Annotated in this window: 19 protein-coding genes and 2 pseudogenes; 14 read left to right on the top strand and 7 right to left on the bottom strand. The window is 74.6% G+C overall.

All coding sequences use genetic code 11. The features are described from left to right. The first annotated feature begins 49 nt into the window (after nt 1-49). The 3 genes and pseudogenes from OO57_RS27680 (at nt 50) to OO57_RS46020 (ending at nt 4,167) form a co-directional block, all read left to right on the top strand. Nucleotides 50-1,504: an NAD(P)H-quinone dehydrogenase gene (locus tag OO57_RS27680; RefSeq protein ID WP_033255409.1), complete on the top strand. Its 1,455-nt coding sequence runs from the start codon at nt 50-52 to the stop codon at nt 1,502-1,504. Nucleotides 1,505-1,701: 197 nt separating this feature from the next. After that, nucleotides 1,702-2,541 (top strand): annotated as a pseudogene (locus OO57_RS46025) (DeoR/GlpR family DNA-binding transcription regulator); the annotation flags it as partial. 273 nt (nt 2,542-2,814) lie between these two features. Then, entirely contained in the window at nt 2,815-4,167 is a 1,353-nt protein-coding gene (locus OO57_RS46020) for a condensation domain-containing protein (protein ID WP_234337530.1), read from the top strand. Nucleotides 4,168-4,223: 56 nt separating this feature from the next. Here the strand turns inward: OO57_RS46020 and OO57_RS27670 are convergent, their stop codons facing one another. Then, on the bottom strand, nt 4,224-6,002 hold the full coding sequence (locus tag OO57_RS27670) for an acetyl/propionyl/methylcrotonyl-CoA carboxylase subunit alpha (RefSeq protein ID WP_033255408.1): 1,779 nt from the start codon (nt 6,000-6,002) through the stop codon (nt 4,224-4,226). A gap of 217 nt (nt 6,003-6,219) precedes the next feature. Beyond that, nucleotides 6,220-6,972 carry a hypothetical protein gene (locus OO57_RS27665; protein WP_199811341.1) on the bottom strand — a complete coding sequence of 251 codons (753 nt, stop codon included), beginning with the start codon at nt 6,970-6,972 and terminating at the stop codon, nt 6,220-6,222. Between the two features lie 253 nt (nt 6,973-7,225). Here OO57_RS27665 and OO57_RS27660 point away from each other — a divergent pair, with 253 nt between their 5' ends. Beyond that, nucleotides 7,226-7,978 carry an alpha/beta hydrolase gene (locus tag OO57_RS27660; protein ID WP_033255406.1) on the top strand — a complete coding sequence of 251 codons (753 nt, stop codon included), beginning with the start codon at nt 7,226-7,228 and terminating at the stop codon, nt 7,976-7,978. Here OO57_RS27660 and OO57_RS27655 read toward each other — a convergent pair. Further along, nucleotides 7,975-8,595, bottom strand: coding sequence for a Maf family protein (locus tag OO57_RS27655; protein ID WP_033255405.1), 621 nt, complete (start codon nt 8,593-8,595; stop codon nt 7,975-7,977). The genes OO57_RS27660 and OO57_RS27655 overlap by 4 nt on opposite strands. A gap of 26 nt (nt 8,596-8,621) precedes the next feature. Beyond that, complete coding sequence (gene mmpB / locus OO57_RS46975; RefSeq protein WP_267884990.1) at nt 8,622-8,747, bottom strand: morphogenic membrane protein MmpB; 126 nt, start codon at nt 8,745-8,747, stop codon at nt 8,622-8,624. 262 nt (nt 8,748-9,009) lie between these two features. Here mmpB and OO57_RS27650 point away from each other — a divergent pair, with 262 nt between their 5' ends. Next, nucleotides 9,010-9,429 (top strand): DoxX family protein, encoded by a 420-nt coding sequence (locus OO57_RS27650; RefSeq protein ID WP_033255404.1) that lies wholly within the window; start codon nt 9,010-9,012, stop codon nt 9,427-9,429. A gap of 91 nt (nt 9,430-9,520) precedes the next feature. On the opposite strand, the gene OO57_RS27645 is transcribed toward OO57_RS27650, so the two are convergent. Both OO57_RS27645 and OO57_RS27640 read right to left on the bottom strand, forming a co-directional pair. After that, nucleotides 9,521-9,721 (bottom strand): acyl-CoA carboxylase subunit epsilon, encoded by a 201-nt coding sequence (locus OO57_RS27645; protein WP_033255403.1) that lies wholly within the window; start codon nt 9,719-9,721, stop codon nt 9,521-9,523. A gap of 21 nt (nt 9,722-9,742) precedes the next feature. Then, complete coding sequence (locus OO57_RS27640; protein ID WP_033255402.1) at nt 9,743-11,332, bottom strand: acyl-CoA carboxylase subunit beta; 1,590 nt, start codon at nt 11,330-11,332, stop codon at nt 9,743-9,745. Nucleotides 11,333-11,532: 200 nt separating this feature from the next. Here OO57_RS27640 and OO57_RS27635 point away from each other — a divergent pair, with 200 nt between their 5' ends. The 3 genes and pseudogenes from OO57_RS27635 to OO57_RS46970 all read left to right on the top strand — a co-directional run. After that, nucleotides 11,533-12,429: a biotin--[acetyl-CoA-carboxylase] ligase gene (locus OO57_RS27635; RefSeq protein ID WP_418909914.1), complete on the top strand. Its 897-nt coding sequence runs from the start codon at nt 11,533-11,535 to the stop codon at nt 12,427-12,429. A 233-nt stretch (nt 12,430-12,662) separates the two neighbouring features. Further along, nucleotides 12,663-13,727, top strand: coding sequence for an adenylate/guanylate cyclase domain-containing protein (locus OO57_RS27630; protein ID WP_033255401.1), 1,065 nt, complete (start codon nt 12,663-12,665; stop codon nt 13,725-13,727). A gap of 95 nt (nt 13,728-13,822) precedes the next feature. Then, nucleotides 13,823-15,037, top strand: a pseudogene (locus tag OO57_RS46970) (diguanylate cyclase domain-containing protein); the annotation flags it as partial. A 577-nt stretch (nt 15,038-15,614) separates the two neighbouring features. Here OO57_RS46970 and fdhD read toward each other — a convergent pair. Further along, nucleotides 15,615-16,430 (bottom strand): formate dehydrogenase accessory sulfurtransferase FdhD, encoded by an 816-nt coding sequence (gene fdhD / locus OO57_RS27620; protein WP_033255400.1) that lies wholly within the window; start codon nt 16,428-16,430, stop codon nt 15,615-15,617. Between the two features lie 456 nt (nt 16,431-16,886). On the opposite strand from fdhD, the gene hutH reads away from it, so the two are divergent. The 6 genes from hutH (at nt 16,887) to hutU (ending at nt 22,391) form a co-directional block, all read left to right on the top strand. Beyond that, the gene (gene hutH / locus OO57_RS27615) at nt 16,887-18,449 is read left to right on the top strand and encodes a histidine ammonia-lyase (protein WP_033255399.1); all 1,563 of its coding nucleotides are present in this window, start codon (nt 16,887-16,889) and stop codon (nt 18,447-18,449) included. A 179-nt stretch (nt 18,450-18,628) separates the two neighbouring features. Continuing rightward, a complete protein-coding gene (locus OO57_RS27610) occupies nt 18,629-19,501 on the top strand; it encodes a MurR/RpiR family transcriptional regulator (RefSeq protein WP_033255398.1) in 873 nt (290 codons plus the stop codon). Between the two features lie 125 nt (nt 19,502-19,626). Continuing rightward, on the top strand, nt 19,627-19,956 hold the full coding sequence (locus tag OO57_RS27605) for a hypothetical protein (RefSeq protein WP_158715243.1): 330 nt from the start codon (nt 19,627-19,629) through the stop codon (nt 19,954-19,956). A gap of 43 nt (nt 19,957-19,999) precedes the next feature. After that, nucleotides 20,000-20,272: a hypothetical protein gene (locus OO57_RS44165; protein ID WP_158715242.1), complete on the top strand. Its 273-nt coding sequence runs from the start codon at nt 20,000-20,002 to the stop codon at nt 20,270-20,272. Next, complete coding sequence (locus tag OO57_RS42960; protein ID WP_033255396.1) at nt 20,197-20,592, top strand: hypothetical protein; 396 nt, start codon at nt 20,197-20,199, stop codon at nt 20,590-20,592. The genes OO57_RS44165 and OO57_RS42960 overlap by 76 nt, the downstream gene beginning before the upstream one ends. A gap of 131 nt (nt 20,593-20,723) precedes the next feature. Continuing rightward, nucleotides 20,724-22,391: a urocanate hydratase gene (hutU, locus tag OO57_RS27595; protein ID WP_033255395.1), complete on the top strand. Its 1,668-nt coding sequence runs from the start codon at nt 20,724-20,726 to the stop codon at nt 22,389-22,391. Nucleotides 22,392-22,399: the final 8 nt, after the last annotated feature.

Raw genomic sequence — 22,399 nt, 5'->3', positions numbered from 1 at the left:
GGGGAACAACAACGGCCCCGGCGTGGAATCGGTTCCGGCATGCGGGACAATGGGGCACGTGACTCGGATCGTGATCATCGGTGGCGGACCAGGCGGATACGAGGCGGCCCTCGTGGCCGCCCAGCTCGGCGCGGAGGTGACCGTCGTCGACCGCGACGGTCTGGGCGGATCGGCGGTGCTGACGGACTGCGTGCCGTCGAAGACGCTGATCGCCACCGCCGAGGTGATGACCAGCTTCGACAGCTCCTACGAGGAACTCGGCATCCTGGTCGCGGACGGCACGCCGGACCCGGCCGACCCGGCCCGGGTGGTCGGCGTCGACCTCGGCAAGGTCAACCGGCGCGTGAAGCGCCTGGCGATCGCCCAGTCCCACGACATCACCCAGGCGGTCACCCGCGCCGGGGTCACCGTGCTGCGCGGCCGCGGCCGGCTCGGCACCGGCGGCCAGGCGATCGACGGCTCCCGCGAGGTGCTGGTCGACCTCGCCGACGGCGGCGTCGAGTCGGTGCGCGCCGACGCGGTGCTGATCGCCACCGGCGTCCGCCCGCGCGAGCTGCCCGACGCCCAGCCGGACGGCGAGCGGATCCTCGCCTGGACGCAGGTGTACGACCTGGAGGAGCTGCCGCGCGAGCTGATCGTGGTCGGCTCCGGCGTCACCGGCGCCGAGTTCGCCGGCGCCTACCAGGCGCTCGGCTCGGACGTCACGCTGGTCTCCTCGCGCGACCGGGTGCTCCCCGGCGAGGACCCGGACGCCGCCGAGGTGCTGGAGGACGTGTTCCGCCGCCGCGGCATGAACGTGATGAGCCGCTCCCGCGCGGAGAGCGCCAAGAGGATCGGCGACCGGGTGGAGGTGACCCTGGCCGACGGCAAGGTGATCACCGGCACGCACTGTCTGATGGCGGTCGGCTCCATCCCCAACACCGCGGACCTGGGCCTGGAGGAGGCCGGGGTCGCGGTCAACGACTGGGGCCAGATCAAGGTCGACCGGGTCTCCCGCACCTCCGCCCCCGGCGTGTACGCGGCGGGCGACTGCACCGGCGTCTTCATGCTGGCCTCGGTGGCCGCCATGCAGGGCCGGATCGCGATGTACCACGCGCTCGGCGACGCGGTGCAGCCGCTGAACCTGAAGACCGTGGCGTCCAACGTGTTCACCGACCCGGAGATCGCCACCGTCGGCTACACCCACGCCGACGTGTCCTGCGGGAAGATGGACGCCGTCGAGGTCAAGCTCCCGCTGCGCGGCAACCCGCGCGCCAAGATGCAGGGCATCCGGGACGGCTTCGTGAAGCTGTTCGCCCGCCCCGGCACCGGCATCGTGGTCGGCGGCGTGGTGGTAGCCCCGCGCGCCTCCGAGCTGATCCACTCCATCTCGCTGGCGGTGGACAACAACCTGACGGTGGAGCAGGTCGCGAGCGCCTTCACGGTCTACCCGTCGCTGTCCGGCTCGACCGCCGAGGCGGCCCGCCAGCTGCACATCCGCAAGCGCGAGGGCGCGGGGTCCTAGGGGCGCGCGGGTCCGCAGGAGTGAGCCGGGCGCACCCTGCCCGGCTCACCCGGTCGGCGGGGCGCGCATTGTACGGTCGTGCGCCGTTCCGAGGTGAGCAAATCCCGTTACCAGGTGCAAACGCCTGAAAGCAGACGGTCACTCGGGTTACCGTCGGTCCTGTGTTTGCAGCAGAACGTCGCCAGTTGATCCTCGAGATGGTGCGCGCCAACGGAGCCGTGTCGCTCCGCGAACTGGCCCGCGTCGTCCAGACCTCCGAAGTCACCGTCCGCCGGGACGTCCGGGCGCTGGAGTCCGAAGGGCTGCTCGACCGCCGCCACGGCGGAGCGGTGCTGCCCGGCGGGTTCAGCCGTGACCCGGGCTACCCGCAGAAGACCCACCTCGCCACCGCCGAGAAGAGCGCCATCGCCGACCTCGCCGCGGACATGGTCGAGGAGGGCGACGCCATCGTGGTCGGCGCCGGCACCACCACCCAGGAGCTGGCCCGCCGGCTCGCCCGGGTGCCGGGGCTGACGGTGGTCACCAACTCGCTGCTGGTCGCCCAGGCGCTGGCGCACGCCAACCGGGTCGAGGTGGTGATGACCGGCGGCACCCTGCGCGGCTCCAACTACGCCCTGGTGGGCAGCGGCGCCGAGCAGTCGCTGGCCGGGCTGCGGGTCACCAAGGCGTTCATCTCCGGCAGCGGCCTGACCGCCGAACGCGGCCTGTCCACCGCCAACATGCTCTCCGCCTCGGTGGACCGGGCGCTGGTGCAGGCCGCCAGCGAGGTGATCGTGCTGGCCGACCACACCAAGCTCGGCGCGGACAGCATGTTCCAGACCGTCGCCACCGAGGCGATCACCCGGCTGGTCACCGACGAGCGCACCCTGCTGGACGACCTCACCTCCCGCGAGCAGCACGCGCTCGCCGACTGCGGGGTGCAGGTCTCGGTGGCCTCGCTCGGCCTGGCCGCCGCCGAGTCCGGGGCGCACCAGCAGGCCGCCCGCCGCCCGGCCGGGCCGCCCGGCCTGGCCCCCGGCAGCCCGCTGCCCGGCCAGCCACCGCCCGGCTCCCCGCCGACCACCGCACTGCCCCCGGTTCCCCGCCGACCGCCGCCCGGCTCGCCGGGCGGATCCGCTGACGGGCGGCCCCGCCGACCACCGCCCGGCTCCCCGCCGACCACCGCACTGCCCCCGGTTCCCCGCCGACCGCCGCCCGGCTCGCCGGGCGGATCCGCTGACCCCCGGCCTGCCCGCCCCGCTGACCGGTTCCGGCCCGCCCGTCGCCGACCCCTGGCCGCCCCGACCGCCCCGCTTGTAGCGTCTGCCCCCATGGACGCAGCGAGCGAAACACTCGACCGCACGACCGAACTGACGGTGCGTCGGGCCCGCGGCGGCCGCGGCCCCGCGACCTGGGGCCAGCGCGCCATCCACTCCGCCCTGGTCCGGCTCGGCACCGAGGCGCCCCGCTACAACCTGCGGCTGGCGGCCCCCGTCGGCCCCGGCACGGAGCCGGCGGCGGTGCTCCGCGCCTACGCCGAACTGCTGGACCTGCACGACGCGTTGCGCACCCGGCTGGTCGTGGAGGACGGCGACCTGGTGCAGGTCGTCGACGCGGACGGCGTCCTCCCGGTGGCGCTGCTGCACCGGGACACGCCCGAACGGGCCGCCGCGGACGCCGCGGACCTGGCCGCCGCGTACGCCGCCGAGCCCTTCGACCTGGCCCGCGGCTGGCCGCTGCGGCTGGCCCTGGTGCTGGTCGACGGCCTGGTCCGGCAGGCCGTGATCGTGCTCTCGCACACCGCCGCGGACGGCTGGGGGATGCGCCGGATGGTCCGCGACCTGATGCTGCTGACCGCCGGGCGCACCGCCGGGGAGCTGCGCGCCGAACGGGAGTTCGCCCAGCCGCTGGAGGAGGCCGCCGAGCAGTGCTCGCCGCGCGGCCGCCGCCGGGACGCCGCCGCCCGGCGGCACTGGCGGGAGAAGCTGGCGCTCGGCCCGCGCGCCCTGCTGCCCCGCCCGGCCGCCGAGCCCGACCCGGAGCGGCCCTTCCCGTACGCGCTGCTGCGCTCCCCGGCGCTGGCCGCCGCGCTGCCGGTGGCCGCCGCCCGGCTGCGCAGCAGCGACGCCACGGTGCTGCTGGCCGCCGCCGCCACCGAGTTGGCGCGGCTCGGCGGGCAGCGCGGCTTCCTGTGCCAGGTGGTGGTCGGCAACCGGTTCACCGGGCAGGCCGCCGAGGCCGTCACCACGCTCGCCCAGGAGGGCCTGTTCCACCTCCCGGAGGTCGCCGACGAGTTCGCCGAGACCGTCCGCCGCGCCCACGGCCCGGCGCTCACCGCCTACCGCCACTCCGGTTACGACAAGCCGAAGTTGGACGCCGACCTGGCGGAACTGCGGTCCGCGGGCGTCGAGTTGGCCGACCACTCGGTGTTCTGGAACGACACCCGGGACCCCCTGGCCGCGCTGATGCCCGACGGGACGGAGCAGGCGGCGGCGGTGGAGCGGGAGTTGAGCTTCCCCGACGTGTTCCCGGCCCGCCCGGGGGTGTCCGTCGCGGTGGACGTGGTCATGGTGCCCGGTGCGGTGGAGCTGCGGATGGTGGTGGACGGCGCGCTGCTGGACCGCGAGCAGATGGCGCAGTTCCTGTGCGGCGTCGAGGAGTTGGTGCTGGGCGCGGCCGGGTAGCCGGAAGGGCGGCGGGGTCCGGGGACCCCGCCGCCCTTCCGTCGTGCGTCCGGTGCTCAGACGTCCTTGATCTCGCAGAGCGCGGCGCCGCTGGAGACCGAGGCGCCGACCTCGGCCTTGAGGCCGACGACGGTGCCGGCCTTGTGGGCGTTCAGCGGCTGCTCCATCTTCATCGCCTCCAGGACGACGATCAGCTCGCCCTCGGCGACGACCTGGCCCTCCTCCACGGCGACCTTCACGATGGTGCCCTGCATCGGCGAGGCCAGGGTGTCGCCGGAGACCGCCGAGCCGGCCTTCTTGGCGGTGCCCGCCCGGCGCTTGGCCTTGGCGGCGGACGCACCGGCCGCGGGGGCCGCGGCGACGCCCAGCGAGGACGGCAGCGAGACCTCGATCCGCTTGCCGCCGACCTCGACGACCACGGTCTCCCGGCCCTCGGGCTCCTCGCCGTCGGCACCGGCACCGGCGAACGCCGGGATGGTGTTCTCGAACTCGGTCTCGATCCACCGGGTGAAGACCTTGAACGGCTCGGTGGAGCCGGTCAGTTCGGGGGCGAAGGCGGGGTCGGTCACCACGGCCTGGTGGAACGGGATGGCGGTGGCCATGCCCTCGACCTTGAACTCCTCCAGGGCGCGCCGGGCGCGCTGCAGGGCCTGCTTGCGGTCGGTGCCGGTGACGATCAGCTTGGCCAGCAGGGAGTCCCAGGCGGGGCCGATCACCGAGCCGGACTCGACACCGGCGTCCAGCCGGACGCCCGGGCCGGACGGCGGGGCGAACAGCGTGACGGTGCCGGGCGCGGGCAGGAAGTTGCGGCCCGGGTCCTCGCCGTTGATCCGGAACTCGAAGGAGTGGCCGCGGACCTCCGGGTCGTCGTAGCCGAGCTCCTCGCCGTCCGCGATCCGGAACATCTCGCGGACCAGGTCGAGGCCGGTGACCTCCTCGGAGACCGGGTGCTCGACCTGCAGGCGGGTGTTGACCTCCAGGAAGGAGATCAGGCCGTCCTGGGAGACCAGGAACTCGCAGGTGCCGGCGCCGACGTAGCCCGCCTCGCGCAGGATCGCCTTGGAGGCGCGGTACAGCTCGGCGTTCTGCTCGGGGGTGAGGAACGGCGCGGGCGCCTCCTCGACCAGCTTCTGGTGGCGGCGCTGCAGCGAGCAGTCGCGGGTGGAGACGACCACCACGTTGCCGTGCTGGTCGGCCAGGCACTGGGTCTCCACGTGCCGCGGCTTGTCCAGGTACTGCTCGACGAAGCACTCGCCGCGGCCGAACGCGGCGACCGCCTCGCGGACCGCCGAGTCGTACAGCTCGGGGATCTCGTCCAGCGTGCGGGCGACCTTCAGGCCGCGGCCGCCGCCGCCGAACGCCGCCTTGATGGCGACCGGCAGGCCGTGCACGGCGGCGAAGGCCACCACCTCCTCGGCGCCCGAGACCGGGTCGGCGGTGCCCGCGACCAGCGGGGCGCCGGCGCGCTGGGCGACGTGCCGGGCGGTGACCTTGTCGCCCAGGTCGCGGATGGCCTGCGGCGGCGGGCCGATCCAGGTCAGGCCCGCGTCGATGACGGCCTGCGCGAACTCGGCGTTCTCGGACAGGAAGCCGTACCCGGGGTGGACCGCGTCCGCCCCCGAGTCCGCGGCGGCCCTGAGCACCTTGGCGATGTCCAGGTAGCTGGTGGCGGGGGTGTCGCCGCCCAGCGCGTACGCCTCGTCGGCCGCCCGCACGTGCAGCGCGTCCCGGTCAGGCTCCGCGTACACCGCGACGCTGGCGATACCCGCATCCCGGCAGGCCCGGGCGACGCGGACGGCGATTTCTCCGCGGTTGGCGATGAGCACCTTGCGCACTGTGGCTCCCTTCTCGAACCTCGTCGAGTCTATGGATTGGAGGGCGCTACCGGCGAGTAGTCCCTGGTGGTGAGCGTGCTCACACGCTCGGTGGTCGGACTCCCGTACGGGCGGCGGAGGTTGGCGCCGCGCCGCAGGCAGCGGGGCCGGAGCGCCCGCGCGCCGCGGTGCGGGAGGGTCCGCGGGGTCGGGGTGGCCTTGGCCACACCGGGTCGGTTCAGACGGCCGCCGGCTGGGGGCGGGTGGTCGCCGCGGCCGTCACGTCGGCCTCGAACTCGACCACGTCCGGTCCGTAGGCCCTGGCGTTCACCAGGCGCAGCACCACCGCGAACGCGCCGTCCCGGCCGTGCCTGCGGGCCAGCGTCCGGTGGTGCGAGGCCAGGTAGCGGGCCGCCGCGTGGTTGGACACCGCCGTCTGCCCGGCTATCACGAACACCGGACGGCTGCCCGCGCGCAGGTGCACCCGGGCCAGCAGCACGTACGCCTGCCCGCCCGGCTGCTCCGCGGACGTCCGGAAGGCGTACTCCCGCGGGCCGACCACCAGCGTCGGCACCGGGTGCCCGGCGTCCGGCAGCGGGTCGCGGTAGGAGATCCCGGGCAGCCAGGACGCCAGGTGCGCGGCCGTCCGCTTGTTGCTGGTCGGGCCGCCCACGCAGAACTCGGTCTTGTCGCCCAGCCCCTGCCGGACCTCGTCGTGCCCGGTCAGCGTCGCCTGCGCGCCGCAGCCGCGCACCAGCGCGGCCAGCTCCATCAGCGCGTACACGTCGTCGCGGGCCACGCTCGCCCGGTCCGGCGCACCGGCCTGACGGTTCACCACCAGCAGCGCCTCACCGGCGGCCGGGAGGCCGAAGAAGGCCCGCTCCCGCTCCAGGCGGCGGCGCCGGCGCAGCGACTGGGCCAGCCAGCCGAGCCCGCCGCTGACCGCCGAAGCGACCACCCCCAGAACGACGTTGAGCACACCATCGGTCATCTTCCGCTCCTCGTCGCTCCTCTCCGGCCCGGCTGCGTCAGCCTAACGGGGCCCCGCGGGCAGCGGAGTGGAACTCTGCGACAGATGTGCGGGCCCGGTTCTGTCCGATTCCGCACCCCGGAAGCGGAACACGGCGCTCCATTTCCCGCCGCGCCCCCGCGATAACGGAATGGTCCGGACCATTGACCCCGATCCGCCCGCTCCCTAGCGTCTCAGCCACCACCGCACCGTCCGCACGATTCACGGGGGAAACGTGAAGCGTTCCACGCTGCCCGTCGCGCTGGCCGCGACCGCGCTGCTGCTCACCGCCTGCTCCGGCGGCTCCGGCTCCGGCGGGGCCGCCGCCCCGCCCAGTCCGAGCGTCAACACCTACGGCTGCCTCACCCGGGACCAGGCCGCCGCGGGCGCCTTCACCCTCGACGGCGGCACCGCCGCCGGGAACTACCTGGACGCCTACTACCGCGACTCCGACGCCGGGCACGCCAAGGTCGGCGTGATCTTCTCGCACCAGGCCGAGGGCTCGCTCTGCGAGTGGGCCCCGGACTTCGACCGGTTCACCGGGGCCGGGTACGCGATCCTCGCCGTCACCTGTTCGGGCGACGTCACCGAGGCCATCAAGGCCGCCGAACGCTACTACCAGGGCAAGGGCGTCACCCAGGTCGTCCTGGTCGGCGCCTCCAAGGGCGCCGCCGCCTCGCTGGTCGCGGCCAAGCTCGACAACCCGCTGCCGGTCAAGGCCGTGGTCTCGCTCAGCTCGCCCGAGGCGTACTCGCTGTTCAACGCCGCGCTCGCGGTGACCGTGGTCAGGACGCCCACCTACTTCGCCGCCGAGCAGCTCGACTCCCCGTTCGCCGACGACGCCCGGGCCCTCTACGACGCCTCCGTCGCCGAGGACAAGCGGCTCAAGATCTACCCCGGCAGCAACCACGGCGCCCCGCTGCTCCAGGACGGCGCCCTGCCCGACGTCCTCGGCTACCTGGCCGAGCACGCCCCCGCGGCGGGTTAGGAGGCCGGCGTCCACAGGTCGGTGATGCGCACGTCCAACTCGGCGAGCAGGCGGCGCAGCAGCGGCAGCGACAGCCCGATCACGTTGCCGGGGTCGCCGTCGACGCCCTCCACGAACGGTGCCGAACGGCCGTCCAGGGTGAACGCCCCGGCCACGTGCAGCGGTTCGCCGGAGGCGACGTAGGCGGCGACCTCGGCGTCGTCGGGCGTCCCGAACCGGACGGTGGTGGAGGCGGTCTCGGCCGCCCGCCGCCCGGTCGCGGCGTCGATCACGCAGTGGCCGGTGCGCAGCACGCCCGAACGCCCCCGCATCGACCGCCAGCGGGCCACCGCCTCCGCCGCGTCGGCGGGCTTGCCCAGCGCGACGCCGTCCAGCTCCAGCACCGAGTCGCAGCCGACCACGAGCGGCGGCTCGCCCGGCTCCGCGGCCAGCTCCTGCGCCACCTTCTCCGCCTTGGCCACCGCCAGCACCAGCGCCAGCTCCCCGGGCGTCGCGGCGCTCAGCGCGTCCTCGTCCACCCCGCTCACCCGCACCAGCGGATCCAGGCCCGCCTGCCGCAGCAGGCCCAGCCGGGCGGGGGAGGCGGACGCGAGAACCAGCGGGCGGCGAGCGGTCATGCGGCCAAGCCTAGGGCCGCGCCCGGCTACACCAGCACCAGGGCGGCCCCCGCGAGCACCAGCAGCGCGAGCACCAGGGCCGTCCGCCGCAGCCTGCGCAGCACCTCGCGGGCCTCTTGCGACGGCTCGTCGCGGGGGTCTGACCAGAGCACCTCACCAGCCTGCAACGGGCGGTGCGGGGCGCGCCTGAGTATCCGTACTCAGTCCGCCGCACCGGAATTGGTTCGGGTGCCCGCTTGACGTTCCGGCCCCGGTTCCCTGCAATGGAGCAATTGGATTGTCGGGTCCATGATCGGCGGCGTGCGGGCCGCCGGTCCGCTGCTGCGCCCGACACCATGCCTCCCACATGGTCAGGGCACGCACGCACGCACCTCTCAGGACCACCCCACTGGTTACGACTGAGGAGAAGCCCCCGTGTCCCAGTTCCTCACCACCGCGCGGACCACCACCGCCGCGGCCCGCCCCCACCTCATCGCGCTCCACCGCGCCGTGGTCGGCCTGCTCTTCGCCTGCCACGGCGCCGCCTCGCTGTTCGGCGTCCTCGGCGGGGCCCACGGCGGCGGCACCGTCAAGGCCGGCACCTGGCCCGGCTGGTACGCCGCCGTCATCCAGCTGGCCTGCGGCGTCCTCGTCGCGCTCGGCCTCGGCACCCGGATCGCCGCGCTCGTCGCCTCCGGCTCCATGGCCTACGCCTACTTCACCGTCCACCAGGAGAACGCCCTCTTCCCGCTCCAGAACGGCGGCGAGCCCGCCGTCCTGTTCTGCTGGGCGTTCCTCCTGATCGCGGCCCTCGGACCGGGCAGCTTCGCGCTGACCGGCCGGGGGGAGCCGTAAGGAGCCCCGCCCCGGGCGCGGGGAACGGCTCGCTCCGTGCTGCGCAGCGGCCCCGGTCCGCGCCCTCCGCGCGTCCCTCCCGCTGAAAGGTTCAGCGCGTCCAGAGGCTGGTGCGCCAGGCGTGCGGGCCCGGGGGCGGGAGGGGACGGGGGGTGCGGGTGGTCCAGGCGGTGGCCGGGCCGCGGGCGGGGCCGGTGGCGGCCCGGGTCGCGGCCCGGGATTGGACCACCGCCAGGACGGTGGCCAGCTCCTCGGGGGTCGGCTGCCCGTGCAGCACCTGAATGGGGGTCATGGTGCGGGAGTCCCTTCGGGGTCAGAGCGGGATGTTGCCGTGCTTCTTGGGCGGCAGCGCCTCCCGCTTGCCGCGCAGCGCCCGCAGTCCGCGGACGACGTGCCGCCGGGTCTCGCTGGGCGCGATGACCGCGTCGACGTAGCCGCGCTCGGCGGCCAGGTACGGGTTGAGCAGGGTGTCCTCGTACGAGGCGAGGAGCTCGGTGCGGCGCTCCTCGCCGACGCCCTGGGCCTCGGCGGCCGCGATCTCCCGGCGGTGCAGGATGTTGACCGCGCCCTGGGCGCCCATCACGGCGATCTGGGCGGTCGGCCAGGCCAGGTTGAGGTCGGCGCCGAGGTGCTTGGAGCCCATCACGTCGTACGCGCCGCCGAAGGCCTTGCGGGTGATGACGGTGATCAGCGGCACGGTGGCCTCCGCGTAGGCGAAGATCAGCTTGGCGCCGCGCCGGATGATGCCGTCCCACTCCTGCCCGGTGCCGGGCAGGAAGCCGGGCACGTCGACGAAGGTCAGCACCGGGATGTTGAAGGCGTCGCAGGTCCGCACGAAGCGGGCGGCCTTCTCGCTGGCCGCGATGTCCAGGCAGCCGGCCAGGTCCATCGGCTGGTTGCCGACCACGCCGACCGGGTGGCCCTCGACCCGGCCGAAGCCGACCACGACGTTGCCCGCGTACAGCGGCTGGACCTCCAGGAAGTCGCCGTCGTCCAGGACGCGCTCGACGACCCGGCGGATGTCGTACGGCTGGTTCGCCGAGTCCGGGACGATGGTGTCGAGTTCGAGGTCCTCGGCGGTGACGGAGAGGTCGGCCTCCTCGGGGTAGGCCGGCGGGTCGCTGAGGTTGTTGGAGGGCAGGTACGACAGCAGCGCCTTGACGTACTCGATGGCCTCCTTCTCGTCGGCGGCCAGGTGGTGCGCGTTGCCGGACTTGGTGTTGTGGGTGCGGGCGCCGCCCAGCTCCTCCATGTCGACGGTCTCGCCGGTGACGGTCCTGATCACGTCCGGCCCGGTGATGAACATGTGGGAGGTCTTGTCGGCCATCACCACGAAGTCGGTCACCGCGGGGGAGTAGACCGCGCCGCCCGCGCACGGGCCCATGATCAGCGAGATCTGCGGGATCACGCCGGAGGCGTGCACGTTGCGGCGGAAGATCTCGCCGTACAGGCCGAGCGAGACCACGCCCTCCTGGATCCGGGCGCCGCCGGAGTCGTTGATGCCGATCATCGGGCAGCCGGTCTTCAGCGCGAAGTCCATCACCTTGACGATCTTCTCGCCGAACACCTCGCCCAGCGAGCCGCCGAACACCGTGAAGTCCTGCGCGAACACGGCGACCTGGCGGCCGTCCACGGTGCCGTAGCCGGTGACCACGCCGTCGCCGTACGGGCGGTTCTTCTCCTGGCCGAAGTTGGTGGAGCGGTGCCGGGCGAACTCGTCGAACTCCACGAAGGAGTCCTCGTCCAGCAGTTCGGCGATCCGCTCACGGGCGGTCAGCTTGCCCTTGGCGTGCTGCTTCTCGACCGCCGCGGCCGAGCCGGAGTGCACCGCCTCGTCGATCCGCCGGCGCAGGTCGGCGAGTTTCCCGGCGGTGGTGTGCGGGTCCTGCGGTGCCTGGGTCATTCGGGTGGCTCTCCCTGCGTCCTCGGCCGCCGGCCCGGCGCGCGAGGGTTGCGGGCAGGGCGGCGCTGCGGTCTACCGTTCGGTAGCGTATCCAGGACGGGGGCGTCCGTGTTTATGGCCATCGACACATCGCCCACCTGCCCGTCCTGCGGGACGATGATGCGGCGTGCGCCGACCGCTGCGGAGCCTAGGCTGGCCGGGTGACCACACCCGACAGCCCCCGCCCCCGCCGCTCCGGCCTGCGCGGCTTCGGCCACGACGGCCCCTCCCCGTGGACCGACCTGGAGCGCCCGCCGCTGGACGAACGGGCGCTGCGGCTCGACCTGCTGCGCACCGGGGCGCTGTGGACCTCACTCGATGTGGTGAGCGAGACCGGCTCCACCAACGCCGACCTCGCCGCCCGCGCGAAGGACGGCGCACCCGAGGGCGCCGTCCTGGTCGCCGAGTCGCAGCACGCCGGACGCGGCCGCCTGGACCGCCGCTGGAACGCGCCGCCGCGCTCCGGGCTGTTCCTGTCGCTGCTGCTGCGCCCGCAGGGCGTGCCGGCGGAGCGCTACGGCTGGCTGCCGATCCTGATCGGCACCGCCGTCTCCGCGACCCTCGACCGGGTCGCCGAACTGCGCACCGGCCTGAAGTGGCCCAACGACCTGCAGGCCGTCGTCGACGGGCAGGAGCGCAAGCTCGGCGGCATCCTCACCGAACTCTCCGGCGGCGCCGTGGTGGCCGGGGTCGGCCTGAACGTCTCGCTGCGCGCCGACGAACTGCCCGTCCCCACCGCGACCTCGCTCGCCCTGGCCGGCGCCGCGACCACCGACCGGCCCACCCTGCTGCGCGCCGTGCTGCGCGAGTTCGCCGAACTGTACGGCGAGTGGACCGCCGCCGCGGGCGACCCGCACGCCAGCGGCCTGCTGCCCGCGTACACCGCCCGCTGCACCACGCTGAACCGGCAGGTGCGGGTCCACCTGCCCGGGGAGCGCGAACTGCTCGGCGAGGCCGTCGCGGTGGACGGCGACGGCCGACTGGTGGTGCGCACCCCCGACGGCGCCCGGCACCCCGTCGCCGCCGGGGACGTGGTGCACGTGCGCCCGCAGGACTGAGCGCGGCGGGGCCGGGACCGCGAGGACCGGAGCCCTCCGCTCCGGGAGGGTCCGGTCTCACCCTGCGGGACCGGCCGACCGGCTGCCGGGCGGATGCCCCGGATTACGCGATTCCGTGCGAACATTCCACCTGGCAGCGGTGTGAGGCTCGCCACTACCCCCCGCGGTGGTCGGCTGCCCGCACCTCGGAGACGGCAAGACACAAGTGCGGCCCACCGCACGGGGACGGACCGGTGACAGACAACGGCGGCGGCACGACGGGCTCCGGCAGCGGCGCGACGGACGAGACCACCGTCGCCACCGACCTGGAGCGGCTGATCCTCGACGCGCCGCGCAAGTACACCCCGTACCAGGCCGCGCGCGCCGCCGAGGTCCCGATGGACCTGGCCACCCGGTTCTGGCGCGCCATGGGCTTCCCCGACATCGGCCAGTCCCGCGCGCTCACCGACAACGACGTGATCGCGCTGCGCCGCCTGGCCGGCCTGATCGAGTCCGGGCTGCTCAGCGAACCCATGGCGATCCAGGTCGCCCGCTCCACCGGCCAGACCACCGCCCGGCTGGCCGGCTGGCAGATGGACACCTTCCTCGACAACCTCACCCAGCCCGTCGAACCCGGCATGAGCCGCTCCGACGTCGCCTACCCGCTGGTCGAACTGCTGCTGCCCGAGCTGGAGCAGTTCCTGGTGTACGTCTGGCGCCGCCAGCTCGCCGCCGTCACCGGCCGGGTCGTCCAGGCCGCCGAGGACCACGAGGTCACCTCCGGCCGCCTCGCCGTCGCCTTCGCCGACCTGGTCGGCTTCACCCGGCTCTCCCGCCGCCTGGAGGAGGAGGAACTCGGCGAACTCGTCGAGGGCTTCGAGAACACCTGCTCCGACCTGATCGCCGGACAGGGCGGCCGGGTGGTCAAGACCCTGGGCGACGAGATCCTGTTCGTCTCCGAGGACCCGGCCACCGTCGCCGAGATCGCCCTCTCCCTGGTCGAGACGCTCGCCAAGGAGGACAACATGCCCGCCCTGCGGGTCGGCATGGCCTTCGGCACCGTCACCTCCCGGATGGGCGACGTCTTCGGCACCACCGTCAACCTCGCCTCCCGGCTCACCTCCATCGCCCCCAAGGACGCCGTCCTGGTCGACGGCGAACTCGCCGCCGCGCTCGACCAGCACGGCACCGCGAGCCTCCCCGAGAGCGAACCCGCCCCCGGCCACCGCTTCAACCTCCAGCCGATGTGGCGCCGCCCCGTCCGCGGCCTCGGCCTGGTCGAACCCTGGCTGCTCACCCGGGTGCCCGCCACCGACTGACCACCGCACTTCACCGGAAAACCGCACGCACCGACCTAGGCTGGGTAAAAGGGTCACGCGGGCTAGGGAGAAGGCTTACGGTGAGTGAGGCGACCATGGACGAGCGGGCCTCGTTCGAGGCGGCGGCGCCCGACCTGCGGCTACAGGCCGTGGTGGAGCTCGCCCAGGACATGGCGGGCGCGATGACCCCGCTGGAGGCCGTCCGGGCCGCCGCCGCCCGGGCCGTCTCCGCGCTCGGCGCCACCATGGCCGCCGTCTCCGTCTGGGACCGCGAGTCCGGGCGGCTGCGGGTGCTGGTCAACCACGGCGAACTCGCCCCCGGCGAGGAGGAGATCCCCGAGGACGAGTCGTACCCCGTCGCCGACTTCCCCGAGATCGTCACCTACCTGGAAGAGCACTGGACCACCGGCCGCCTGCCCCGCGCCTGGACCCAGACCGCCGAGGACGTCGGCCCGCACACCGGCCACCCGCCGCACGGCTCCGGCGCGTTCTGCCGCCAGCGCGCCGCCGGACTGCGCCGCCGCGGCCGCGGCTGCTGCCTGGTCGCCCCGATCGTCCTGCACGGCCAGGCCTGGGGCGAGCTCTACCTCGCCCGCGGCACCGGCATGCCGTACTTCACCGGCGCCGACGCCGAGTACGCCACCCTGCTCGCCGCCCAGGTCTCGGCCGGCCTCGCCCAGACCGAACGCGTCGCCGACCTGCGCCGCCTCGCCTTCACCGACGCCCTCACCGGCCTCGCCAACCGCCGCGCCGTCGACGCCCGCCTCGACGCCGCGCTCAAGGCGCACACCCGGGACGGCGCGGTCGTCTCCCTGGTCGTCTGCGACGTCAACGGCCTCAAGCGGGTCAACGACCAGCTCGGCCACGAGATGGGCGACCGCCTCCTCGAACGCTTCGCCCACCAGCTCTCGCTGTCCGCCGCGAAACTCCCCGGCAGCCTGGCCGCCCGCCTCGGCGGCGACGAGTTCTGCCTGCTCGCGGAGGGCCAGTCCGCCGACGAGGTGGTCGCCGTCGCCGAGGAACTCTGCGCCCGCGCCCTGGAGTTGACCGACGGCGAGGGCGTGGCCTGCGGCGTCGCCTCCACCGGCGACTCGATCGGCCCGGTCACCACCCCCGACCGCCTCTTCCGCCTCGCCGACGCCGCCCAGTACCGCGCCAAGGCCGGCCGCGCCGCCCACCCCGTCGTCGCCGGACGCAGCCACGGCCCCGCGTACGCCCCCGACCCGACCGTCCAGCTCGCCGACGCCGCCGACCCCCGGCGCAAGGCCCCCGGCGGGCGCCAGAACGGCGACCGCCGCCGCTTCCGCGGCTCCGCGCACAGCGCCGACCCCGGCCAGCTCGTCACCGCCGTCCTCGCCGCCCTCGACCAGGGCGGCGGCACCCACCCCGCCGACACCCTCGGCCGGCTCGCCCTGGTCGCCGAGACCGCCTCCCGGCTGCTCAACGCCGTCGGCTGGTGGATCTCCTACGTCCCGCCCGGCTCCCCGCTGATGCGCACCGCCCGGCACGCGGTCTACCGGATGACCGGCGGCCCCGCCAGCGCCCGCGCCCAGACCCAGCGCGCCCAGATCGAGGCCCCCGACGCGGTCTTCGACCTCCGCCACTACCCCCTCACCTCCCGCACCGTCACCGGCGGCTCCTTCGCCCTCCGGGCCGGCGCCCCCGGCAACGACGCCGCCGAGGAGGCCGTCATGGTCGTCTCCGGCTACCGCGCGATGGCCGCCGCGGGCGGCTGCAACCCGGCCGGGGGCTGGCTCCTCGAACTCTTCGCCGACGAGTCCACCCTCCCCCTCACCCAGGCCGCCCCCGCCCTGCGGGCCCTGGTCGCGGTCGCCCTGGCGGGCCCCTGCTCACCGCCTCCGGCGTAGCGGCGCGCGTCCGGGGCGCTCAGCCGATCCGGTCGGCCCGGGTGTAGACGTTCGCGGTGCGGTCGCGGAGGAAGCCGACCAGGGTGAGGCCGAGCTCCTCGGCGAGGTCGACGGCGAGGGAGGAGGGGGCGGAGACGGCGGCGAGCAGGGGGAGGCCGGCCAGGGCGGCCTTCTGGGTGAGTTCGAAGGAGGCGCGGCCGGAGACCGCGAGCAGGTGGCCGGTCAGCGGGAGGCGGCCCTCGCGCAGCGCCCAGCCGACCACCTTGTCGACGGCGTTGTGGCGGCCGACGTCCTCGCGGACGCACAGCGGCGTGCCGTCCGCGGTGAAGAGCCCGGCGGCGTGCAGCCCGCCGGTGGTGTCGAAGGCGCGCTGGGCGGCGCGCAGCCGGTCGGGCAGCCCGTACAGGACGGCCGCGGGCACGCGCAGCGGGTCGGGGGCGACGTCCCAGCGGGAGCGGGTGCGGACGGCGTCGACGGTGTCGCGGCCGCAGAGGCCGCACGCGCTGGTGGTGAGCAGGTTGCGGTGGGCGGAGAGCGCGGGGCGGGCGCCGCGGACGGTGGCGTCGACGACGTTGTACGTGTTGGCGCCGTCGGCGTCCGTCCCGGCGCAGTAGCGCAGCGCGGCGAGCTCCTCGGTGGCGCCGACCAGGCCCTCGCCGACCAGGAACCCGGCGACCAGGTCGAAGTCGTGGCCGGGGGTGCGCATGGTGACGGTCAGCGCCTCGCCGCCGATCCGGATCTCCAGCGGCTCCTCGGCGGCGAGGCTGTCGGGCCGCGCGGAGCGCTCCTCCCCGCGCAGCCGCACCACTCGTCGTCGTTCCGTCGCCCGCGCCATGCGTCTCGCACCTCCGCGGGCCAGTCAACCACTCCGTCGGGCCTCCGCGGCGCGCAGCCGGACCGCGGCGCCGGGGACGCCGTGGAGGGTGGCGCCGAACAGCGCCGTCGCGCCCGGGCCGTACGTCCGGCCGAAGCACACGGCGACCGCGAGCGGGACGAGCAGCAGGACGACGAGGCAGGTGCTGCGGAACTCGACCCGGACCCGGCGGGCACAGGGGGCCAGGACGACGGGGGCGGTGCCCCGGGCCCGGCCCGGCCGAGTGCGGTGCCACCGCTGTCGATGCGGAACCGGTTGCGGCCGGGCCCGACCGCCCGGACCGTCAGGATGCCGCTTCCGTCGTCCTCGGTGCCCATCGCCGCCCCTTCGGTCGTATGCGTGTGCGGATCACAGTGGGCCGGTTCGCGACCCTGCTTGTCACATCACCATTCACCTGATGAGATTGTGCATATGGATATGCACAGTGTCGTCGTCCAGGTCGGCAAGGCCGACGTCAGCGCCGAGGACGTCCTCGCCGTCGCCCGCGGCGGGGCCCGGGTCGAGATCGGGCCGGACGCGCTCGCCGAGATGGCCGCGGCCCGGGCCCGGATCGACGCGCTGGCGGCCGAGCCGCGGCCGGTGTACGGGGTCTCGACCGGGTTCGGCGCGCTGGCCGTGCGGCACATCAGCCCGGAGCTGCGGGCCCAGCTGCAGCGCTCGCTGGTGCGCTCGCACGCGGCGGGCATGGGGCCGGTGGTGGAGACCGAGGTGGTCCGGGCCCTGGTGTTCCTGCGGATGAAGACCCTGGCGTCCGGCCGCACCGGCGTGCGCCCGCTGGTCGCCGAGACGATGGCCGCGCTGCTGAACGCCCGGATCACCCCGGTGGTGCGGGAGTTCGGCTCACTGGGCTGCTCCGGCGACCTCGCGCCGCTCTCGCACTGCGCGCTGGCGCTGATGGGCGAGGGCACCGCGTTCGGGCCGGACGGGGTGGAGCGGCCGACCGGCGAACTCCTCACCGAGGCCGGGATCGCCCCCGTCGAACTGCTGGAGAAGGAGGGCCTGGCCCTCATCAACGGCACCGACGGCATGCTCGGCATGCTGGTGATGGCGCTGGCCGACCTGCGTCGCCTGTACGCCACCGCCGACGTCACCGCCGCGATGACGCTGGAGGCGCTGCTGGGCACCGACAAGGTGCTCGCCCCCGAGCTGCACGCCCCGATCCGCCCGCACCCCGGGCAGGCCGCGTCCGCCGCCAACATGCTGGCGGTGCTGCGCGGTTCGGGCCTCACCGGCCACCACCAGGACGACGCGCCGCGGGTGCAGGACGCGTACTCGATCCGCTGCGCCCCGCAGGTCGCGGGCGCCGGACGGGACACCCTGGCGCACGCCGCGCTGGTCGCCGAGCGGGAGCTGGCCGCCTCGGTGGACAACCCGGTGGTGCTCCCGGACGGCCGGGTCGAGTCGAACGGCAACTTCCACGGCGCGCCCGTCGGCTACGTGCTGGACTTCCTGGCGATCGCCGCCGCCGACCTGGCCTCGATCTCCGAGCGGCGCACCGACCGGCTGCTCGACAAGGCCCGCTCGCACGGCCTGCCCGCCTTCCTTGCCGACGACCCGGGCGTGGACTCCGGACTGATGATCGCCCAGTACACCCAGGCCGCGCTGGTCAGCGAGAACAAGCGGCTCGCGGTGCCCGCCTCGGTCGACTCCATCCCGTCCTCGGCGATGCAGGAGGACCACGTCTCGATGGGCTGGTCCGCGGCCCGCAAGCTGCGGCAGTCGGTGGCCAACCTCGGACGCGTGCTGGCGGTGGAACTCGTCGCGGCCGCACGGGCGTTGGAGATCCGGGAGCAGGCCGCCGAGCAGCCGGGCGTGCTCGCCCCGGCGACCGCCGCCGCCGTCGCCGCCGCCCGCGCGGCCGGGGTCGGCGGCCCCGGCCGGGACCGCTTCCTCTCCCCGGACCTGGAGGCCGCCGCCGACCTGGTCGCCTCCGGCGCCCTGCTGGCGGCGGTCGAGGCGGTCACCGGACCGCTCGCCTGACCGCCCGCCCGACCCCTGGCGGGACGGGCGGGCCGCACCCACCGGAGGCGGCCCACCGGCCTCCGGACCCGCCCGTCCCGCCAGTCGATACGCGATTGCCCACCTGCCGGGACTGCGCCACAGTCGTCCCACCGTCGAAGCCACCGGCGACCGCCCAACCGAGCGTGGAGGTACCGCACATGACCGCCCTGGACGAGACCGGCACCACCACCGGGCCCTCCGCCCGGCTGCTCCACCTCTTCGAGGGCCACCGGCTGACGCCGACCCAGCGGCGGATCGCCCACTCCCTGGTCCGGCACGCCACCGAGGCGCCCTTCCTGTCCAGCGTGGAGGTCGCCGAACTCGCCGGGGTCAGCCAGCCCTCGGTGACCAGGTTCGCGGTCGCGCTCGGCTACGACGGCTACCCGGCGCTGCGCAAGCAGCTGCGCGAGCTCGGCGTCGGCGACGGCGGCGCGCCCGAGAGCCACGACGAGGTGGTGCGCAACGAGCACCAGCAGGCCGTGCTGGCCGAGATCGAGCACCTGCGGCACCTCGCCGAACTGCTCGCCGACCCGGCCCCGATCGTCCGGGCCGCCCGGATCCTGGCCGCCTCCCGCCCGCTGCCGGTGCTCGGCCTGCGGGCCGCCTCCGCGCAGGCCCGCGGCTTCTCGTACTTCGCGGGCAAGGTGCACCCCGACGTCCGGCTGCTCGACGAGGGCGGCTCGATGCTCGCCGACCGGCTGGAGCAGGTCGCCGCCGCCGGGGCCACCGCGCTGCTCTGCTTCGCCCTGCCGCGCTACCCGCGCGAGCTGATGGACGCCCTCGCGGTGGCCCGGGAGTGCGGGCTGACGGTGCTCACCGTCGCCGACTCGGCGTTCGCCCCCGTCGCCAAGCTCTCCGACGTGCTGCTGCCCGCCGCCGTCGGCACCGGCCTGGTCTTCGACACCGCCTGCGCGCCGATGATGCTCGGCCGCGTCCTGCTGCAGACCATGTGCGACGAGCTGCCGGGCGCCGAGGCCCGGCTGGAGGCCATCGAGCAGTCCGCGACGGCCCGTCAACTCTTCCTGGACTGACACCCGTTGTTCGCCGAATGACACCTTCGCGCCGGGTTGGCGACGGGTGCTGAGCGGGCATCCCTCTCCGTAGGGAGAACGACAGCTTGGACGGGGGAAGTCCAATGCCACCGCCGATCCACCAGATGAGACTGACCGGACGGCTCGGTTCCGGGGCCGACGAATGGTCCTGCCCGCTCTGCGGCCGCCGCATCGCGCTGCGCCGTCCGCCGCACCCCGAACTGACCGTCCTCGACCCCGGCGACGAGGAGGCCGTGCACATCGGCGTCCTGGAGCCGGGCAGCGACGCGGCCGCCGCCGCCGACCGGGCCGCCGACCGCTACGGCGTCGGCCCCGTCCAGCACATCCCGCGCCCCCCGGGCAGCCCCGGCCGGCCGACCCCCGAACCCGACGCGGCGGACCGCCGCTGGCTGGCCGAGATCGGCATCGACTGGGACGGCGACGAGGCCGCCTGACGGCCCGTCGGGAGCGCTAGGGTGTCCGCCGGAGAGGGGGCGGATGAAGGTTCGAACGATCGCCGGGTGGGGGTGCGCCGGGCTCGCGCTGCTCGCCGAGGCCGCCCTGGCCTGGGGGGACCACGAGACCCGCTCCGGCGGGCGGACGGTGGTGGCCGACACCCTGGGCCGGGCGGACTGGCTGGGCGGCGTCGTCCTGGTGGGGGCCTGGCGGCGGGCCTCCTGCTCGGCGGCCGCCTGGTGCGGAAGTCGGCGAAGGCCGGCCTGGCCCTGCTCGCCGCCCTGGCGGTGTCGGTGGGAGCGATGGGGCTGCTGATCGGCGAGGAACCCGTCCGCTACCCGGAGGAGAGGACCCGCAGCGCCGCTCCCGGCGGCGCCGACCGCGTCCTGACGGTGATCCGCCACGGGACGACCACCACCGAGACCGAGTCGCAGGTCTGGGAGGTCCAGGTCGAGAACGGCTCCGGCTGGTCCGGCCGCCGCTGGACGCTGCTCACGGCGGTCGGCAGGTTCCCGGGCGGCGGCGCCTTCACCGGGGCGCACTGGAGCGGCCCCGACCGGGTCACCGTCAGCACCGACCTGGCGACCGAGGTCTACGACTTCTCCGGCGGCACGCCGGTCCTGCTCCCCTCCTGACCCGAGAGGGCGCGCACCGCGGCGAGTCCCCGGGTTCGCGCCCCGCGCGGGCTCTGGCCGCCGTGGTGCTGTTTGGATATATTCAGTCTCGTAGATCGTGAATGAATTCCATCCGGCAGGGAGGCTGGCCCATGGCAGAGCAGACGAGCGGCCCGCGCGAGGTCCGCGCGGCGCGGGGGAGCGGGCTGAGCGCGCAGGGCTGGCAGCAGGAGGCGGCCCTGCGGATGCTGATGAACAACCTGGACCCGGAGGTCGCCGAGCACCCGTCGAAGCTGGTGGTCTACGGCGGCACCGGCAAGGCGGCCCGGGACTGGCGCTCCTTCGACGCGATGGTGCGCACCCTGGAGGGGCTCAAGCAGGACGAGACCATGCTGGTGCAGTCCGGCCGCCCGGTCGGCGTGATGCAGACCCACGAGTGGGCGCCGCGGGTGCTGATCGCCAACTCCAACCTGGTCGGCGACTGGGCGAACTGGGAGGAGTTCCGCCGCCTGGAGTCGCTCGGCCTCACCATGTACGGCCAGATGACCGCCGGGTCCTGGATCTACATCGGCACCCAGGGCATCCTCCAGGGAACCTACGAGACCTTCGCCGCGGTCGCGAACAAGAAGTTCGGCGGCACCCTGGAGGGCACCGTCACCCTCACCGCCGGCCTCGGCGGCATGGGCGGCGCCCAGCCGCTGGCCGTCACCATGAACGGCGGCGTGGCGATCTGCATCGACTGCGACCCGTCCCGGATCGCCCGCCGGATCGAGCACCGCTACCTCGACGTCGAGGCGTCCGGCCTCGACCACGCCCTGCAGCTGGCCGTCGAGGCCCGTGACAGGCGGCAGCCGCTCTCGATCGGCCTGCTCGGCAACGCCGCCGACCTGCTGCCGCAACTGCTCGCGGCGGACGCCCCGATCGACATCGTCACCGACCAGACCAGCGCCCACGACCCGCTCGCCTACCTGCCGTCCGGCGTCGCCTTCGAGGACATGGCAGCGTACGCGGCCGAGAAGCCCGCCGAGTTCACCGTCCGGGCCCGCGAGTCGATGGCCCGGCACGTGGAGGCGATGGTCGGCTTCCAGGACCGCGGCGCGGAGGTCTTCGACTACGGCAACTCGATCCGCGGCGAGGCCCGACTCGCCGGGTACGAGCGGGCGTTCGACTTCCCCGGGTTCGTCCCCGCGTACATCCGGCCGCTGTTCTGCGAGGGCAAGGGCCCGTTCCGCTGGGCCGCGCTCTCCGGCGACCCGAAGGACATCCACAAGACCGACAAGGCCGTGCTCGACCTCTTCCCGGAGAACGAGTCGCTGCACCGCTGGATCACCATGGCCCAGGAGAAGGTGCACTTCCAGGGCCTGCCCGCGCGGATCTGCTGGCTCGGCTACGGCGAGCGCGACCGGGCGGGCGAGCGGTTCAACGACATGGTGGCCTCGGGCGAGCTGTCCGCGCCGATCGTGATCGGCCGCGACCACCTGGACTGCGGCTCGGTCGCCTCCCCCTACCGGGAGACCGAGGCGATGCTCGACGGCTCCGACGCGATCGCCGACTGGCCGCTGCTCAACGCCATGGTCAACGTGGCCTCCGGCGCCTCCTGGGTGTCCATCCACCACGGCGGCGGCGTCGGCATCGGCCGCTCCATCCACGCCGGGCAGGTCACCGTCGCCGACGGCACCGCGCTGGCCGGGGAGAAGATCCGCCGCGTCCTCACCAACGACCCCGGCATGGGCGTCATCCGGCACGTCGACGCGGGCTACGACCGGGCGGCCGAGGTCGCGGCGGAGCGCGGGGTGCGCGTCCCGATGAACGAGCTGTGAGCTTCGAC

Origin of the sequence: Kitasatospora phosalacinea (assembly GCF_000717185.1) — a bacterium.
Lineage (GTDB): Bacteria > Actinomycetota > Actinomycetes > Streptomycetales > Streptomycetaceae > Kitasatospora > Kitasatospora phosalacinea_A.
Note: the sequence above shows the minus strand (reverse complement) of the source record. Positions and strands in the feature narration are given on the sequence as shown.

Coding starts and splice junctions, on each gene's coding strand:
- hutH (WP_033255399.1), top strand. CDS start 16,887: ATGCACAGTGTCGTCGTCCAGGTCGGCAAGGCCGACGTCAGCGCCGAG.
- OO57_RS27655 (WP_033255405.1), bottom strand. CDS start 8,595: ATGACCGCTCGCCGCCCGCTGGTTCTCGCGTCCGCCTCCCCCGCCCGG.
- OO57_RS27665 (WP_199811341.1), bottom strand. CDS start 6,972: ATGACCGATGGTGTGCTCAACGTCGTTCTGGGGGTGGTCGCTTCGGCG.
- OO57_RS27605 (WP_158715243.1), top strand. CDS start 19,627: ATGAGACTGACCGGACGGCTCGGTTCCGGGGCCGACGAATGGTCCTGC.
- OO57_RS27640 (WP_033255402.1), bottom strand. CDS start 11,332: ATGACCCAGGCACCGCAGGACCCGCACACCACCGCCGGGAAACTCGCC.
- OO57_RS27610 (WP_033255398.1), top strand. CDS start 18,629: ATGACCGCCCTGGACGAGACCGGCACCACCACCGGGCCCTCCGCCCGG.
- fdhD (WP_033255400.1), bottom strand. CDS start 16,430: ATGGCGCGGGCGACGGAACGACGACGAGTGGTGCGGCTGCGCGGGGAG.
- OO57_RS27680 (WP_033255409.1), top strand. CDS start 50: ATGGGGCACGTGACTCGGATCGTGATCATCGGTGGCGGACCAGGCGGA.
- OO57_RS46020 (WP_234337530.1), top strand. CDS start 2,815: ATGGACGCAGCGAGCGAAACACTCGACCGCACGACCGAACTGACGGTG.
- OO57_RS27645 (WP_033255403.1), bottom strand. CDS start 9,721: ATGACCCCCATTCAGGTGCTGCACGGGCAGCCGACCCCCGAGGAGCTG.
- hutU (WP_033255395.1), top strand. CDS start 20,724: ATGGCAGAGCAGACGAGCGGCCCGCGCGAGGTCCGCGCGGCGCGGGGG.
- OO57_RS44165 (WP_158715242.1), top strand. CDS start 20,000: ATGAAGGTTCGAACGATCGCCGGGTGGGGGTGCGCCGGGCTCGCGCTG.